This window comes from Schaalia canis, from assembly GCF_003858455.1.
Taxonomy (GTDB): Bacteria; Actinomycetota; Actinomycetes; order Actinomycetales; family Actinomycetaceae; genus Pauljensenia; species Pauljensenia canis.
This window is the reverse complement of the sequence record NZ_RQZF01000008.1, coordinates 39519-55645: the sequence shown is the minus strand read 5'-3', so window position 1 is coordinate 55645 and position 16127 is coordinate 39519. Positions and strand designations below refer to the sequence as shown.

Here is a 16127-nt window from a genome sequence, read left to right as displayed (position 1 = left end):
AAGCCCATGCGATTAATCCCAGCATGACGAACATGCCGGTCATGGCCAAGGTCAATGAAAGGGCAGAGTAGATACTTGCAGCACTCACGATCATCACTCCCTTGTGACGCTCTTGTGACTAACTGATGATTATCTTGTGATGTGATGCACAATGTTGCGCATGCTTCAGCATAGCGCGACACGCACCAAAAGTCAGCGCATAACTCCAGGCGCATCCCAATCACACATTAACGAGCAGCCTTCGATGCAGCCTCAGCAGTCGCCACAGCCTCCAATAAACGCCGAACAGATGACGCCCGTGAGAGCCTGCGAGCCGACTCAGCCTCGACACTGGTCTCCACTGGAGTCTCCAACTGAACAGCAGCCTCCAAAGGAAGGAAAGGTTTGGCCCCCACTACCCACCGGTCAATCGCGCACGATGTCTCCGACTCCGCATGACTACACAGCGGCAAACACCATTCGGCTGCCTCTTCCACATCAGGAAAAACCGCCAGCACATCCCCAACGCTCACATGCCCCAAACCGAAAGAGCGCACACCCGGAGTGTCTACCACCCAGCCCCCGCCAGGCAGTTCAAATGCCTCCGACGAGGTCGAGGTGTGCCGACCGCGACCCGTCACCTCGTTCACATGGCCCGTGGCCCGTCGAGCCTGCGGCACAACCGCATTGATCAGCGTCGACTTACCAACACCCGAATGCCCAACGAATACGCACCACTTCTCGCGCATAATCTCACGCAACTGTTCAATGCCGGGCTGATGAAGATCCTTATCCGAAGGCGTATCACTCAGAGTCGTCACCACCGAACGCACACCAAAATCCGCATACGCATCAAGCAGCGTAGCCGGATCAGCCAGATCCGCCTTCGTCAGGCACAAGACAGGCTCCATTCCCGCCTCGTAAGCAGCCACGAGGCAACGATCGATCATGCCAGTGCGCGGCGGAGGATCCGCCAACGCCACAACGATGACCATCACCGAGGCATTGGCGATAATGGCCTTCTCGCCGCGTTGATCAGGAGCATCCTCCAGGGAACGACGCAAGACATTCTCACGTTCCTCCACCGCAACAATGCGCCCCAGGGTGTCAACCTTCCCTGAGAGGTCACCGGTGAGGCGCACCCTGTCTCCCATAATGACCGTGCCGCGGCCCAACTCCTTAGCGCGCACAGTCTGGACGCGGGTGCCGTCCTCGTCCAGCACGACCGTGTACCGGCCCCGATCAATAGCCACCACGCGGCCTAAAGGCTTGGTCGACCAATCCGGGCGGACTTTGGTGCGGGGCCGTGACCTCTTGCCGGGGCGAATCCGTACACGAGGATCATCAGTGCCGGTGTCACGGGTCATTACTGGGCCTCCTGAGACGACGATGGGGGCAAAATGACAGGATCACCAGAATAGGACTCCACCCGCGCAGGTGAAGAAAACCCCGGCGCAATCGGCATTTCTGTAGGCACACAAGCCTGCCACATCTGCGCAAAACCCGGAAAAGTCTTCGCAGTTGTCTCAATATGAGCGACGCGCACACCCGGCACGCGCAGACCCACCAGAGCGCCAAAAGTCGCCATCCGGTGATCGGCGTAGGATTCCAAATCCGCACTCCGCAGAGGGTGAAGTAAACGAGCCTGCGGAGTAATGGTGAGGCCATCATCGTGCTCAACCACCTCGCCACCAAGGCGTCGAATCTCTGCCGCGAGGGCAGCGAGGCGATCCGTCTCATGCCCGCGAATATGGGCAACGCCGCGCAGTTCACACGGTGACGAGGCAAAAAGTGCAAGGGCAGCAATAGTGGGAGTGAGCTCCCCAATAGCAGAAAGATCCCACGAAAAACCCGGGTAAGAAGGACGTCCAGACTGATCGCGTGGCCCGGTCAGGACAAGATCATCATGATCGCGGACAACCTTGGCACCTAAGGAAGCCAACAGAGAGCGCCAGGCATCTCCCGCCTGCGTGGTGTGCTTCGGCCAGTGACGAATCCTCACGCTACCCGCCGTCAGCATGGCTGCGACTAAGAAAACACCGGCGTTGGAAAGATCAGGCTCAACAGAAAAGCGGCCCCCCGCAGGTAAGCCCGGATGAACCGTCCATGAAGGTCTTTGTACATCATCATCGTGAGCCACATCATGCCAATGCTCATCATTTCGAGTGGCTGCACCATGGAGGCTCTCAACATCGGCATCAGAGACCGGATGAGAGCTCACGCGGATTCCCCGAGCAAGCAGAGACTCAGCAGTCATGTGGACATGCGGAAGAGAAACAACCTCACCACGGGGGCGGATCACATGTGGTTGCCCGTCAAGCGCCCCCACAAGAGGAGCGGCCAGCAACGCAGCACTAAGAAATTGCGAGGACGATGACGCATCAACCTCAATCACCTGCGGGAAGGAAAAGTGACCATTCCTTTGAGGTGGCACTCCCATCACGGTAAAAGGCAGGTGGCCCGGTTCGCCGTGACAGATCACCTCAGCGCCGAGCTGGCGAGCAACATCCAACAGCGGAGCCATAGGGCGCGCCAAGGCTTCCAGATCGCCCTCGAAACGAGTAGCGCCAGGGTAGAGGGCCGCAATAAGAGGCAGAAAACGCATGACGGTTCCCGCCAGGCCGCAGTGGATGACGCGGTCAGCGATAGCAGAATGTGCGGGGGCGGGCATGGGCTCAATATGCAGCATCCCAGCATGTGCCTCACCGCTATGCTCGGCATCGGCGGGGGTGATGGTTGCCCCGAAGGTCCGAAGAGCCTCGGCCATGAGCTCCGTGTCGCGTGAGGCCAAAGCACCCTCAAGTAGGGAGGGTCTATCCGCTAGTGCTGCCAAGAGAAGCGCCCGCGCGGTCACAGACTTTGACCCAGGCACGCTAAGGACAGCCGACAGGGGAGCGCTGGCCACCGGCGCGGGCCAGAACGGGCCTTCAGCGGCGCGATGATGCGACATGCACGCCCTCAGGACAGCCCGTGGTCAGCCCGGATCTGCTGGGCGGCAAGGGCGCGTTCGGCCTTCCACTTGCGGACACGCCACGCTGCCGAGGGCGATCCCTCGCGATCTGTCATCGCAATAGCAAGACCACCCGTGAGGGCCAGCCCACGGAAGAGCCCCGAAGCCATCTCACTACGAGCATTCGATGTGCGTGCGGTCCACAAAGGGTTATTGACGAGGGCCACGGGGACAGACAAAGCCGTGAGGACTGCTGCGCTGGTACGAGGTGCGCGACCGGTGGCCAGCATCAGGCCAGCGACAAGACTGGTGGCGCCCATTGCGCGTGAGGCGAGGGTGAGATCCTCGTCAGTGCACTCAATACCAAACTTTTCAAGGACGGGCTGGCAAGGCTCGGTGATGGCGCGAGCACGGGCAACGTGAGATTCAGGAGCGAACAGAGCACTGGCCCCATCGACGATGAAGGGAGCAGCCAGCAGAGGGCGTGAAAGGAAACGCAGAAGATTCATAATGTCTATTGTCTGTGTTTTCCTTCGATCATGCGAGCCGCAGTGTCAGGTGCGGCGCAAAATGGGACACATTATGGGCTGCCGCGTTGTGAGTGCTGCGCAGAATGTGGGAGAATAACCCAGTTGAGTCCGATCGTTGAATGGAGACGGAAATGTCGAAGCGTGGCCGTAAGCGTCGTGCACGCGCCAAGCGCGGTGCAAACCACGGCAAGCGTCCCAACGCCTGAGTTGTTGGAACGACCTCGTCGTTAAGAAGTGCCCGGAGGCGAAAGCCCCGGGCACTTTTTCATAGCGCTTCTCTCTGCGCCGCTTCTTTGCGTTTCTTCTTCGCATTTCTTCTTTGGGCTGTTCTCGCCCTGCAAGCAGATGCGGTCCTTGCTGTACGCCTCAGCACTTCATGTACACGGTAGCGCTTTATGTACGCGGTACACCGTGTACATAAAGCGCTAAGTGGTACAGCACGCGATAACTGGTACACAACCAGCCTCCAGAGAGGCTGAACCTCGTGAAGTGAATGCTGAGCTCAGCACAAGGATGCCGTCGAGGCTGGGTTTTCACGGTGCCGATTGGTCAGGGACCTACACTCCAATAGTGAAACCTCAGGTTCTCGGCTCGGTGCCCGTCCACTCGTACCAGCCCTGATGCAACACCAGCCACGCCATTAAGGCATACCCAGCTTGCCCAGGCAAAGTCGCCCCGGTAGCAGAACGAACCTCGGAAATCGCCATCTCTTCAAACCACTGGTCGTGCCCGAGAAGCGGGGTAAAGGTGTCAATAAAGGGAATACCGCGCCGTTGGGCAACCTCAGAGCACGCGCGCGAGAGCTTTTGAATTTCGACGCGATCAACACCGGCAAGGGGCGGGGGGCCAACAACCATGCAGGGAATCCCCCGCGCGGCAGCCTGGTCAAGGATATTCGCCAGATTCAGGCGAGAGCGAGGCGTGGAAATCCCCGAAGTAATATCGACGGTTCCAACAGCCACCACAAGGAAAAAAGGATCGTCTTGTGCCCAGCGTGAGACAACCTCATACTCCCAGCGAGCCATTAAAGCAGCGGTGCTCTCTCCTGGAACAGCTAAGGACATCACAGTAGGAGAGGTGGGAAAAACTGTGCGAGCGATGACGCGACCAACCCAGCCGAGGGCACGAGGGTCTCCAGTTCCAGCAACAAGCTCGTCACCGATTACGCAGATACGCATGGGTCACCTTCCCTCGGACGTCTATAACAACGATACCCATCGCTTAGCACTTCCAGCATGGGCACACCCCGATAGTCGCTGAGCCGCAATAAAAGCCTCACAAAAAGTGGGCTCCCACGGTCGAATCTGGGGGTGTGACCGTGGGAGCCTGAGGGGTTGGAAGAGAACTCACCTTAGCGGCGGAAAGTCTCTTCCAAGAGGGTGGCGTGCTGCTCCTTATGCAGAGCTGCACGGCCCGCCGCCGTCGTTGCTGAAGCCGGGCGGGACACGAGGCGCACGGGACGGCCCAGTTCAGGCACCAGATTGAGCGCCACGAAAGGCCACGCGCCCTGGTTTTGAGGCTCGTCTTGAGCCCACACAAGTTCAGCATCAGGCCAGCGTCCAATAAGGTCCTTCACCTCATCGGTCGGTAAGGGGTAGAGCTGCTCAAGGCGAATAATGGCCGTGCGGTTTTCGCCTCGGGCGTCGCGCTCGCGGACCAGGTCGTAGTAGAGACGACCCGAGCACAGGACAATACGATCGACACTCTGGGCGAGGACGTCGGCGTTGACCTCGTCAATGACGGGCTGGAAGCCTCCACCGGTGAAGTCCTCCAGGCTTGAGGTAGCGGCCGGGAGGCGCAGGAGCTGCTTGGGAGAAAAGACCACAAGAGGCTTACGCGGACGGCGGTAGGCCTGCTCGCGCAGCATGTGGAAGTGGTTGGCCGGGGTTGACGGCTGCACGATCCACATATTGTCTTCGGCGGCAAGCTGCAGGTAACGCTCAATGCGGGCTGATGAGTGGTCAGGGCCTTGGCCTTCAAAGCCGTGGGGGAGCAAGAGCACTACAGATGAGCGCTGCTGCCATTTCTGTTCAGCCGAGGAAACGAACTCATCAACAACTGTCTGGGCGCCATTGGCGAAATCACCGAACTGGGCTTCCCAAATGACAAGAGCGTCGGGCCGCTCAACGGAGTAGCCGTATTCAAAGGCCATCACCGCATACTCAGACAGGGGAGAATCATAGATATCAAACTCTGCCTGGTCGCCTGTGAGGAAACGCAGTGGCGTGAACTCGCGGCCATTGGTGTTGTCGTGCAGGACAGCGTGGCGTTGGACGAAGGTCGCACGGCGAGCATCCTGGCCGGATACGCGAACGGGCGTTCCCTCCATGAGCAGTGACCCCAGGGCAAGGAGTTCACCAAAGCCCCAATCGATAGGCACTTCACCACGCGCCATCTGAGCACGACGTTCACACAGTTGTGCGATCTTGGGGTGGGGTGTGAAGTCAGCGGGGAAGGCCACGTGGGCCTCACCGATGCGGGCGATGGTGTTGGGGTCTGCGGCTGACGTCCAACCAATCATCATGCCCTCGCCGGGACGCTGGGATTCGGGCAGTTCCCAATCCTTGGGAGTATCGCCCTCGACCTCGTCGGGAGACCATCCCTTCGCGCGAGTTTCAACAAGGATGTGCCCGAGTTCTGCCTCGTAGGCATCGATGGAGGATTGGGCTTCCTCAGCAGTGAGCTGGCCGCGGCCCACGAGGTTACGCGTGTACACCTCGCGGGTGGAGGGCAAGCGGTGGATCATGCCGTACATGACGGGTTGGGTCATTGAGGGGTCGTCGCCCTCATTGTGACCGCGGCGGCGGTAGCAGACCATGTCGATGATGACGTCCTTGTGGAACTCCTCGCGGTACTCGGCTGCCAGTTGAGCCACTCGTACGACGGATTCAGGGTCGTCAGCATTGACGTGCAGGATCGGGATTTGCAAGCCCTTGGCCAGGTCAGTGGGGTAGCGTGTCGAGCGGCCCGAGGTCGGGCCGGTGGTGAAGCCGATCTGGTTATTGACAATAATGTGGATGGTGCCGCCGGTGCGGTAGCCGCGTAGCTGGCTTATATTGAGGGTTTCCTGGACGACGCCCTGGCCAATGAAGGCGGCATCGCCGTGGATGAGTACGGGCACGATGGGCAGTGAGGGATCATCGAGGCGATCCTGCTTGGCGCGAACGATACCTTCAAGGACGCCGTTTGCGGCCTCAAGGTGAGAGGGATTGGCAGCCATATACACCTTGGTGGCCATTCCATCCCCAATGGTGTAGATACCTTCGGTGCCCAGGTGGTATTTCACGTCACCGGATCCCTGGACGGTTCGAGGATCCTGATTGCCCTCAAACTCGGAGAAGATTTGGGCATAGGACTTACCAGCAAGATTGGCAAGCACGTTCAAACGCCCGCGGTGGGCCATGGCGATGGCGACTTCATGGATGCCGTGAGTGGCGGAGTGAGCCAAGATCGCATCAAGCAGGGGGATGAGGGACTCGCCGCCTTCAAGGGAGAACCGCTTCTGGCCGACGTACTTGGTCTGAAGGAACTCTTCGAAGGCCTCAGCGTGGATGAGGGTATCGAGGATGTGGAGCTGCTCAGAGTGAGTGGGCGGCTCGTAGGGCTGTTCAATGCGCTGTTGAACCCAGACGCGCTGCTCGGGGTCTTGGATGTGCATGTATTCGATGCCCACTGAGCGGGTGTAGGTGTCGCGCAGGCGGAAGAGGATGTCACGCAGGAGCATTTGGTTTTCCCCGCCAAAACCTCCGGTGGGGAAGGCCCGATCAAGGTCCCACACGCTCAGGCCATAGCGGGTGATGTCCAGGTCGGGGTGGCGGCGCACCCGGTAGGCCAGGGGGTCAGTGTCAGCCGCGAGGTGCCCGCGGGAACGGTAGGCGTGGATGATTTCAGTAATGCGTGAGGGCTTGCCTTTGTCGCGCTCAGGGTCGTACTCGTGGTCGGGCTCCCACCGGTAGGGCAGGTGGGGGACTTGGAGGGCGTCAAAGACACGGTCGTAGAAGCCGTCTTGACCAGAGAGTTTTTGGGAGATGAGGCGGAGGAACTCACCTGATGCTGCACCTTGGATCACGCGGTGGTCATAGGTGGAGGACATGAACATGGTCTTGCCGATGCCCATGCGGGCCAGGCGTTTGGGAGAGACACCGGCAAACTCGGCCGGGTATTCGGTGGCACCCACGCCAATAATGAGGCCTTGGCCGTTCATCAGGCGAGGTACGGAAGTGGTGGTGCCCAGGGTGCCGGGGTTGGTGACGGAAACGGTGCCGCCCTTGAAATCGTCGGCGGTAAGTTCTCCCTTGCGTGCGCGAGCCACGATGTCTTGGTAGGCGGCGACGAACTCTGGGAAGGTGAGCAGGTCAGCTTGCTTGAGGACGGGGACAATGAGGGAACGACTGCCGTCAGCTTTGGGCACGTCAATGGCAAGGCCAAAGCCGACGTGGGCGAGGTGTTCCATGGTGGGTTTGCCGTCAACGACGCTGTAGCGCACGTTCATCTGCGGCATTTCACAGAGGGCCTCAACGATGGCGTAGCCGATGAGGTGGGTGAAGGAAACCTTGCCGCCAACGGTACGGGCCAGGTGAGTGTTGAGTAGGGCGCGGTTTTCGATGAGGAGCTTAGCGGGAACCTGGCGGGTGGAGGTGGCGGTGGGAACCTGGATGGATTCATCCATGTTTTTCGCGGTAGCTCGGGCAATACCGCGAAGTACCTCGGAATAGTCCTCTGCCACGGGGGCTGCGCCTCGGGCAGCGGCACGTTCGTCGATGATGCCACGGCGTGTATAGGGGCTGGTGGCGTCAGCGAGGACGGAGGGTGGTGCGGGGGGAAGGTCGGATCGTGTGACGGAGACGGTGTTGGGGCGTTCTTCGTCAATATGGGCGGTAGGAGAGAAGGATTCCTCGGCGGTGACGCTGACTTCCGGGGTGGCCTCGGCCGGGGGGAGGGCCTCGTGGTGGTGTTCGCCGCGTGGTGGGAAGGGCTTTGAGGGGGTTTCCGCTTCTGCCACGGGTGTTGGGGCGGGAGCTTGGTGGGGCAAGGGCTGGCCGTGGCTGTCTGACGAGGGCGGCGCGGGAGGCGGCGGGGGAGCGATGGGACGGATTTGTTGGGGGGCACCGGCGAAGTGATCGCGCCAGGATTGATCGACCGATGAGGGGTCTTCCTGGTATTGGCGGTGCATACGTTCGACGATCCAATCGTTAGGGGAGGAAGTGTCCTTCACCGTCGTCTCCATTTTCCATACAGGTTGATATCAACGTTGATAACTGTTGGCTCTCATAATATGACGAAAGTCCCAGGTGTGTGTGCTTTTGACAACATTTGGGAGGGTTTCAGAGCTGTGCTGTAACCACTCTTGACCATTTCTTTGAAAGAGGGTGCGGTGTGTCGTGCCCACCGATGTCGACCAGGGTGAGCGTCGGCGCGTGTGGAGGCTCAGGATCGTCCACATACGTCACATTCACATCTCTATCGCCCTCGCCTGCCTGTAGGATCAATGCATCATGGACAGTGACAGTTATCGCCAACAGGCATCCGCAACCTCCCCTCATGCGCGCGAACGTGGCATCCCGGCGTCATTGAGGTGTGATGTCGCGTGATCGTTGACATTCTCATGCTCATTCTGGGCGTGGTCCTGACAGCAGGAACCTTCCTCTTTGTTGCGGCAGAGTTCTCTCTCGTTGCTCTCGATCAAGCTGTTGTCGAACGCCGTTCTGTTGAAGGAGACAAGCGTGCTGCGCAGGTTTTGCGAGCGACACGCACGCTATCGACCCAGTTATCTGGCGCTCAGATCGGTATTACTCTCACGACCATCTTGTTGGGGTACACGACCCAAACATCTTTGACGAATATCCTGGCCCACTTCATGGGACATATAGGAGTGGCCTCCGCACTTGCCACCGCTATCGCCCTGGCTGTGTCAGCGGTAGTTGTCAACGCTTTTTCCATGCTGGTTGGAGAACTCATCCCCAAAAACCTTGCTTTGGCAAAGCCTTTAGAAACCGCTGGCGTGGTTGTCCCCTTCCAAATGGCATTCACCGCCATCTTCAGCCCTCTGATTCGGGTCCTTACCCGTGTCGCTAACGCCATGCTGCGTGCCGTAGGCATCGAGCCCCAAGAGGAAATCTCAGCCGCGCGCTCATCGTCGGAACTTGCCGCCCTGGTGCGTCACTCCGCTCAGGAGGGCACCCTCGATACCTCAACTGCGGCGCTGCTGACCAACTCCATCCGCATTGGTGAACTCACTGCTGTGGACGTCATGACCGACCGTGGACTCCTCCACACCCTGCCTGAATCTGCCAGCGCAGCCGACGTTGTTGACCGAGCCCGTGAAACCGGACATTCTCGTTTCCCCGTGATCGGTGATGACAGTGACGATATCGTCGGCATTGTTAGCCTGCGCCGCGCCATCGCCGTCCCTTACGAGCGTCGCAGTGAAGTTCCTGTCGTCTCGTCATCCCTGATGACTGAGGCACCCAAGGTGCCCGAAACCGTGCCCCTTGGCCCGCTCATGCTTCAACTCCGTGACGAGGGCGTCCAAATGGCCGTCGTCGTCGATGAATACGGCGGCGTCTCTGGCATTGTCACCCTCGAAGACGTTGTTGAAGAAATTGTTGGTGAGGTTGCCGATGAACACGATATGCGACGCCTAGGAATCCGCCAACGTCCTGATGGGACATACCTTGTTCCGGGCACGCTACGCCCAGACGAATTAGCCCAGCGAGTCGGCATCATCCTGCCCGATGATGGCCCCTATGAAACCCTTGCCGGACTGGTGATGACCCACCTGGGACGCGTACCCGTGGTGGGGGATCGCCTCAAGATTGCTGGCGCCGTCATTGCCGTTACCCAGATGCAAGGCCGACGAGTCACCCAGCTTGCCCTTCTTCCCCCCGCCCCGGCCGAGGACGAGGAGGTCCACCTGTGAACCCCGTACTTGCCATTGTGCTGACCGTCCTCCTATTGGCCATCAACGCTTTCTTCGTTGCCGGTGAGTTTGCCACCACCTCCTCACGCCGATCCCAGGTCGAACCCCTTGTTGAACAGGGGGTTCGAGGTTCCCGCCAGGCAATGTACGCCCTGGAACACGTTTCCCTCATGCTGGCAATCTGCCAGTTAGGTATTACCGTCGCTTCCACTTCCCTAGGTGTTGTGGCCGAACCCGCCATTGCCCACCTCATTGAAGAACCACTGGTGAAATGGGGCTTGCCCGCAGCAAGCGCTCACGTTTTCGGCTTCGCTATCGCCCTCGCAATCGTGCTGATTTTGCATGTTGTCGTAGGCGAAATGGTGCCGAAGAATATTTCCATCTCGACCGCCCACCGTGCACTTCTCGTGCTTGCTCCACCTCTGGTGGCGATCGGTCACGTTGTGCGTCCACTTATTGAAGCGATGGACCGCCTGGCTAACTGGTTCCTGCGTCGGTTTGGGATTGAGCCTCAATCAGAGGTCTCCTCAACTTTTACCGTTGAGGAAGTCGCCTCCATCGTTGAACTTTCCCAGCAGGAGGGCATGCTCGAAGACGACCTGGGGCTGCTCAGCGGCACTCTTGAGTTTTCAGAGGAAACTGCCGGAGACTCCATGGTGCCCCTCACCGAGCTCATCGTGTTGCCACACGATGTCACCCCTGCTGCTGTTGAGCGTGAGGTCGCGCAGACCGGGTATTCGCGTTTCCCCCTTGTTGGCGAAGATGGAGCGCTCGTCGGATACGTTCACCTGAAGGACGTGCTGTATGCCGAAGCAGAGGCCCGCGACGAACCGATCACCTCGTGGCGCATACGTCGGATGGCCTCGGTCAATGCCACCGACGAGGTGGAAGATGCCCTGCGCCTCATGCAGCGCACGGGATCGCATTGTGTTGAGGTGCGCGACGAGGTTGATACCGTCGTGGGAGTTTTGTTCCTTGAGGACATTCTTGAAGAACTCGTCGGTGAGGTACGTGACAGCCTGCAACGGGAAAGCAATCCGTAGGTGTGGACAGAAAACGCACAAGTGCGAAGGGGAGGGCATGGTTAAGCGCACATGCGTGATCTGATGCTCAACTGCTCGCACTGACAGCGCTAACGAGGTAGGTTTAGAACAGTTGCCATCTGGTGACGTCAAAGGGTGAAAACCCGGATCCCATGGAACAAAGAGGTAAGGAGTCGGAGTGACCCAGGGCATGCAGGGAGAATATCCGTTCCCCTCACGCACTCAGTTGCATGGACGTTCCCGTACCGCTGAAAATCCCTACGCATCTGTGATGGCTACTGAGCCCACGCCTGCTCCTCCTTTAAGCGTGTCCAACGCTGCCCCTGAGAACGCTGCACTGTCCCACCCGATGCGCCGAGCGATCAAGGCATCCGCCCTTGCCCTGCTGACTGTCACCACAGTCGTTGTGCCTGTCGCTGGTTTTATCGGACCCGATTCCTCCGTTCAACTGCCGGTGAAGATTCTGTCCGCTGGCACCGGTGGACACACATGGGTCGGTGACATCAGCTCATCCATTGAATATGCCTCCCTTGAAGGTGCAGTTGCCGCCGCCTCGCGAACCCGCGTGCGATCCCCTCTGCTCGCTACCGCCTGCGTACCAGCAGAAACTGCAGCTAACGGCGACCGCGCTGTTGTGAAAAAGGAGCAGGTCTACTGGCCACTTAAGCCCGGAACCTACGAGATTACCTCCGGCTTCTCAATGCGTATTTCACCTGTCTCTGGGCAGATGCTCATGCACGAAGGCGTGGATATGGCTGCTCCCTTGGGCACCCCCATGTATTCGGCTGCCGCCGGTGTTGTCACTGAAGTCGCGGAAAACTCTCGATCGGGTGCCTACATTGTCATCCGACACGAAGCCCAGGACGGTACGCCCTACTTTTCTGCCTACCTGCACCAATACATGAATGACATCGTCGTCACCCAAGGCCAAAAGGTCGAAGCTGGGCAGCTAATCGGCGCAGTTGGCAATAACGGTTGGTCAACTGGCGCTCACCTACATTTCGAGATCCGTGACGCTGCCGATAAGCCAATCGATCCCGTGCCTTTCATGGAAGAAGCCGGGGCAACCTTCCTGGGACAGGAGTGTCAATGATTCCCGTCGTCGCTGATGGATGCCCGCTGGTTTTCGCCCACCGTGGTGGCGGTGCTGAAGTAGCCGAAAACTCGATGGCTGCCTTTGATCGGATGCGTAGCATCGGTGTACGCCATATTGAAACAGACGTTCACGTTACCGCCGATGGCCGCGTGGTCGTCCATCACGATGATTCCATTGACCGCACCTATGACGGGTACGGCCGCGTTGAGGACCTCACCTGGGATGAACTCGTCACGATGCGCAATGCCGCAGGCGAGCGGATGCCTCTGCTTGAGGAAGTTTTCGAAGCCTACCCCGATCTGTGGTTCAACATTGATGCCAAGAGTGACGCTGTCGTTGAGCCTCTGCTGGCGACCTTAGAGCGCTGCCAAGCTTTCGATCGTGTCATGCTTGCGTCTTTCTCAGAACGTCGCCTGCAGCGTATCCGCCGTATGGCAGCAGGGAAGGTGTCAACGTCCCTGGGCATGAGCGCTGTGGCGCGGCTGGTGTTAGCTGCGCAAACGGCCACGAATGCTGGATCCTGGCATGTGCCAGGGCCTCGTCAGGGAGTGCGAGCCGTGCAGGTCCCCCACTACCAGGGGCCCATCCGCGTGGTGGATCGCCGTTTTATTGCGACCGCTCACGCTCTGGGGCTGGCAGTACATGTATGGACCATTAATGAGCCTGCAGAAATGATTGAACTCATTGAGATGGGTGTTGATGGTATCGTCACTGATCGCCCCACGATGATGCGTGAATTGCTGATTGCTCGCGGCCAATGGCGTGAGCTGCCCGCCCCTAACGCGCGCTGAGTCTCTGTCTCGCATGCAATGAGTGCGTGACGATCTTGGGAAGTAGAAGAAGATTATGGCAGTGCTGATCCAGGCCGTTATCGTCCTCATTCTTCTGTACGTCATCGGGCGGATTGTCTACAGAGGCCGCAGCGACGCTGAATATTCCTTCGTCGCAGTCATGCTGCACTTCCTCATCATGCTTGCGACCACAGCTATTGTTCTGCCCGTGGTGGCAATGGGAATGATGTCGCTTGCGACCATTATTGAACTCATTCGAGATCCCTCCATTTTCGTCGATATCGAGACCTCGCCTTTTGGGCAGACTTTTGGCAAGTTTGAAGGCGGCTCTTTCCTTCTGGGACTCCTCATCATGATTCTGCTGACAGCAATCGTGCATTATTGCTGGCGCCAGATGGTCATGCAGGTTCTTCCTCTGCTGCGACTCAGCGGTGACGACTACGAAATCTCAGAGTATTTCATCCAATGGATGACGATTTACTTGGCTGTCTACCAGTTCTTCTTTGACGGTATGCGCAGCATTGTTGTCCTGATCGATGGGGAACTCACTGCTGAAGAAACCTTTGACATCATTTTGAATCCCGCCAACGTTAACCTGGTTATCCAGCCGCTGCTGATCTCCACCTGGATCGTGATTGTCATGGAGAAACTACGGGCCCGACACCATGAGAAGCACGAACAGTCGGCCAACGCGAGTTTTGACAGAGCACCCATTCAGGGCAGCGGAGAAAAGTCAGCGTCAGTAGAGCAGCCAGAATAACTACTGACAAATGTCATGGGATGGGCCTGAAAAACCCACCAGAACTCATGACAGCGCTCAGTAGGGGAGCGCCATTTTCGGGGGAACACTAGAGATATCAGTTGTTCACCACCCCAAGGAGCCTCCCATGAGCATCATCGAAGCCCACACTATTGTTCGCAGCTACGGCAAGGGGAGCGCGCGTTTCACCGCCGTTGACGGCGTCTCCTTCCAAGTTGAGCGAGGCGAACTCGTCGCCCTCCTAGGAACTAATGGCGCGGGTAAGACCTCGCTCACTGAAATCCTCCAGGGCACCGCCTCGGCAACGTCTGGCGAGGTACGCCTCTTTGGGCACGACCCCCAAAAAGAACGGGCTGCGGTACGCCCTCGCACCGGCATTATGCTTCAAGAGGCCGGTTTCGCTGACGACCTGAGCGTCGCAGAAACCCTCACCATGTGGCGCGGCACCATGGCTCAGGGACGCAGCGTTGCCGACGCAATGGACCTCGTCAACCTCAGTCACCGCGCAACAGTGCGCGTCAAGGCTCTCTCGGGCGGAGAACGTCGCCGCCTTGACCTGGCCATGGCCACCCTGGGACGGCCCGAACTCCTCTTCCTTGACGAGCCCACCACCGGCCTCGATCCCGCATCCCGACGCGCCACCTGGGAGCTCATTAGCTCCATGCTCAACGAGGGCACCACCGTCTTCCTCACCACTCACTACCTTGAAGAAGCTGAAGCCCTGGCGGACCGCGTCATGGTGATGGCCGCTGGACGCATCCTCACTGAAGGCAGCGTCGCACAGATCGTCGCCTCTCAACCTTCAACGATTAGTTTCGTTGTCCCAGAAGCCCAGGCAGGTGCTTTGAGGATTGACGAGGCTGTTCTTGCCACCCTCCCTGCGCTCAGCGGCGCAGTGGCCCGCGAGCGCCAGCGCTTCGTTCTGCATAGCTCGGACCTGCAAACAACCCTGGGGGCCTTGCTGGCACTCGCAGATAGTCACGGTGTGCGTTTGGAAGCTCTCGATGCGCGCAGCGCGTCTCTTGAGCAGGCCTTCTTAGCACTGACCACACAGAGCACAGGAACTGAGGCTGGTGTCTCTTCTTTGGACAATCCTGCCTTCCTGGCCACCGCATCCCGTTAGGCGGCACTCCTCAAAGTGTCGTTGCACTCCCTATGCCTTTGACCCTTGTCGTTCTCCCTCCTTGGAAAGGAATCCACCATGAGCTCCCTGACCCTTCACGGCCCAACCTCCACCCCCGCGTCGTCCTCGTCCACCCCTCGCGCCGCCGGTATTCTTCAACGCATGAGCGCACTGGTCGCAGCAGAAAGCAGACTCTTTTTCCGTAACCGCACGGTGCTGCTCAACGCGCTCCTGCTCTCACCTCTGATGGCCCTCGCTTTGGCTCCGCTTCTGCTTGAAACAGTCGGTGCTGAGAGCTTCGCTGTTCTCATCATGCAGATGCTGGTCGGTTTTGGCGCAATGTTCATCATCTACTACAACATCACCACCATCGTGGTTGCCCGACGCGAGGCAGGCATCTTCCAACGGATGAATACCGGTCAGGCTAGCGTGTGGGAGGCACTTGTTGCTGCTGTTGTCCCATCGGCTGCGGCCCTGGCTGTGCAGGTGCTGACCGGCATGATTGCCGTTGCTGTTCTGGGTAAAGTAATGCCACTGGTCAACCCGGTGGCCCTGATTGTTGCCATCGTGGGTGCTGTCGTGATTTTCGCTGGATTGGGAGCGTGGACCTCAGCGTGGAGTTCAAGCGTTGAGGCCGCGCAGTACTCCTCAATGCCTCTGATGCTTGCAGCGATTTTCTTTTCTGGTTTGTTCTTCCCCGTCCAGTTCATGCCCGAGACTTTGCAAACCATCTGCTCCTACTCGCCCCTTTACGCGGTGAACGCGCTGGTGGGGATCTCAATGGGGTTTGCTCCTGTTATTGACGGGGGCGCTGCACTGAGTGTGGGTGAATCCTTCTTGGCCATGATGATGCCCACCGTGACGGTCATTGCCTGGTCAGCCGTAGGAATCTTCCTCGCCCAGTACACGCGTTTTAGCCGCCGCGCCTGAATATGT

Annotated in this window: 13 protein-coding genes; 8 read left to right on the top strand and 5 right to left on the bottom strand. The window is 58.9% G+C overall.

Annotated features, from left to right (window positions below; genetic code table 11):
• Window positions 1–227: 227 nt before the first annotated feature.
• The 3 genes from rsgA to EII11_RS07750 are packed head-to-tail and all read right to left on the bottom strand — an operon-like array spanning window position 228 to window position 3438.
• Window positions 228–1346 (bottom strand): ribosome small subunit-dependent GTPase A, encoded by a 1119-nt coding sequence (rsgA, locus tag EII11_RS07760; protein WP_124871103.1) that lies wholly within the window; start codon window positions 1344–1346, stop codon window positions 228–230.
• Window positions 1346–2929, bottom strand: coding sequence for a 3-phosphoshikimate 1-carboxyvinyltransferase (locus EII11_RS07755; protein ID WP_124871100.1), 1584 nt, complete (start codon window positions 2927–2929; stop codon window positions 1346–1348). Before EII11_RS07755 ends, rsgA begins: the two co-directional genes overlap by 1 nt.
• 8 nt (window positions 2930–2937) lie before the next feature.
• Window positions 2938–3438, bottom strand: coding sequence for a DoxX family membrane protein (locus tag EII11_RS07750; RefSeq protein WP_124871097.1), 501 nt, complete (start codon window positions 3436–3438; stop codon window positions 2938–2940).
• A gap of 152 nt (window positions 3439–3590) precedes the next feature.
• On the opposite strand from EII11_RS07750, the gene EII11_RS11010 reads away from it, so the two are divergent.
• The gene (locus EII11_RS11010) at window positions 3591–3665 is read left to right on the top strand and encodes a 50S ribosomal protein bL37 (protein WP_420820448.1); all 75 of its coding nucleotides are present in this window, start codon (window positions 3591–3593) and stop codon (window positions 3663–3665) included.
• A 372-nt stretch (window positions 3666–4037) separates the two neighbouring features.
• On the opposite strand, the gene EII11_RS07745 is transcribed toward EII11_RS11010, so the two are convergent.
• Together EII11_RS07745 and EII11_RS07740 are read right to left on the bottom strand one after the other, a co-directional pair.
• A complete protein-coding gene (locus tag EII11_RS07745; protein WP_124871093.1) occupies window positions 4038–4637 on the bottom strand; it encodes a GDSL-type esterase/lipase family protein in 600 nt (199 codons plus the stop codon).
• A gap of 173 nt (window positions 4638–4810) precedes the next feature.
• On the bottom strand, window positions 4811–8686 hold the full coding sequence (locus EII11_RS07740; protein WP_124871089.1) for a multifunctional oxoglutarate decarboxylase/oxoglutarate dehydrogenase thiamine pyrophosphate-binding subunit/dihydrolipoyllysine-residue succinyltransferase subunit: 3876 nt from the start codon (window positions 8684–8686) through the stop codon (window positions 4811–4813).
• A 363-nt stretch (window positions 8687–9049) separates the two neighbouring features.
• On the opposite strand from EII11_RS07740, the gene EII11_RS07735 reads away from it, so the two are divergent.
• The 7 genes from EII11_RS07735 (at window position 9050) to EII11_RS07705 (ending at window position 16121) form a co-directional block, all read left to right on the top strand.
• Window positions 9050–10378: a hemolysin family protein gene (locus EII11_RS07735; protein WP_124871224.1), complete on the top strand. Its 1329-nt coding sequence runs from the start codon at window positions 9050–9052 to the stop codon at window positions 10376–10378.
• On the top strand, window positions 10375–11421 hold the full coding sequence (locus EII11_RS07730; protein ID WP_124871086.1) for a hemolysin family protein: 1047 nt from the start codon (window positions 10375–10377) through the stop codon (window positions 11419–11421). The genes EII11_RS07735 and EII11_RS07730 overlap by 4 nt, the downstream gene beginning before the upstream one ends.
• A gap of 178 nt (window positions 11422–11599) precedes the next feature.
• Window positions 11600–12514: a M23 family metallopeptidase gene (locus tag EII11_RS07725; protein ID WP_240623107.1), complete on the top strand. Its 915-nt coding sequence runs from the start codon at window positions 11600–11602 to the stop codon at window positions 12512–12514.
• Window positions 12511–13308: a glycerophosphodiester phosphodiesterase family protein gene (locus tag EII11_RS07720; protein WP_124871083.1), complete on the top strand. Its 798-nt coding sequence runs from the start codon at window positions 12511–12513 to the stop codon at window positions 13306–13308. The genes EII11_RS07725 and EII11_RS07720 overlap by 4 nt, the downstream gene beginning before the upstream one ends.
• Before the next feature lie 55 nt (window positions 13309–13363).
• A complete protein-coding gene (locus EII11_RS07715) occupies window positions 13364–14068 on the top strand; it encodes an SA1002 family membrane protein (RefSeq protein ID WP_124871080.1) in 705 nt (234 codons plus the stop codon).
• 127 nt (window positions 14069–14195) lie between these two features.
• A complete protein-coding gene (locus EII11_RS07710) occupies window positions 14196–15191 on the top strand; it encodes an ABC transporter ATP-binding protein (protein ID WP_124871077.1) in 996 nt (331 codons plus the stop codon).
• A 78-nt stretch (window positions 15192–15269) separates the two neighbouring features.
• The gene (locus EII11_RS07705; RefSeq protein WP_124871074.1) at window positions 15270–16121 is read left to right on the top strand and encodes an ABC transporter permease; all 852 of its coding nucleotides are present in this window, start codon (window positions 15270–15272) and stop codon (window positions 16119–16121) included.
• Window positions 16122–16127 lie beyond the last annotated feature (6 nt).